This window comes from Mycobacterium sp. TH-M106 (genome assembly GCF_057473765.1).
The window spans coordinates 1-1,021 of record NZ_JBYCLE010000357.1 but is presented as its reverse complement, the minus strand read 5'-3'; the positions used below and the strand labels follow the sequence as shown (position 1 = coordinate 1,021).

The 1,021-nt window shown below is 69.6% G+C and carries 1 protein-coding gene; it reads left to right on the top strand.

The features are described from left to right. The coding region (ripC, locus tag AC2VOP_RS12495; RefSeq protein WP_486961263.1) for a peptidoglycan hydrolase RipC at positions 1 to 1,021 on the top strand (1,021 nt) is incomplete at both ends.

Here is a 1,021-nt window from a genome sequence, read left to right as displayed (position 1 = left end):
GCAAAGCTCAACGAGCTGTCCCGCCAGGCCGAACAGACCACCGAGGCGATGCACAGCGCGCAGCTCGACTTCAAGGAAAAGCTTGCGGCTCAACGGGTTGCCAACAAAGTACATGCCGACGACCAAGCGGCGCTCAACGCCGCAAAAGCGCAGCTGGCAACCTACCAGTCGGCGGTGAACCAGTTTGCCGCCACCACGTACACGGGTGGTCGCACCGACGGCCTGGAGGCGATGTTGACCGCCGGGTCGCCCCAGCAGCTGATCGACAAGCTGGCCGTGCAGCGGGTGGTATCCGCCGACATGGCGGTGCGAATGGAACGCTACCGGGCCGCTAACGAGCAGGCCGCACGGGCCGAGCAGGCGTCCGCCAAGTCCGCGGCCGAGGCCACGACTGCCAAAGAGCGGGCCGCCGAGGTGCGCGCGGACCTGCAATCGCGGCGGAGCCGGCTGCAACTGCAGATCGCCGTGGTCAAATCGCAGTACTTGTCGCTGACGCCCGGACAGCGCATCGCACTGGCTGCCCCCGGCTCGGCACCCGAGGCGGCCCCCGGCGCGCCCGCACTCGACGCTATGCCTGGTTCGACGCCTGGTTCGACGCCCGGTTTCCTGCCCGGCTTGCCCCCGGCAGACGCCTTGCCGCCGGTCGACGAAGCCGAGCCGCCCGCCGGTGTAGCAGAGCCGCCGCCGATGGGTGGGGACGCGCCCGGCGGTGAACGGGCCGCGACTGTGGTGCAAGCGGCGCTGACGCAGGTCGGAACGCCCTACGCCTGGGGCGGTTCCGGGCCGGGCGGGTTCGACTGCTCCGGGTTGGTGATGTGGTCGTTCCGCCAGGCCGGCATCTCTTTGCCGCATTCCAGCCAGGCGCAGGCCAGCGGCGGAGAGCCGGTCGCGCTGTCCGACCTGCAACCCGGCGACGTGCTGACCTTCTACGGGGATGCCTCCCACTCCGGCATCTACGTCGGCGACGGCATGATGGTCCATTCGTCCACCTACGGTCAGCCGGTCCAGGTGGTGCCGATGA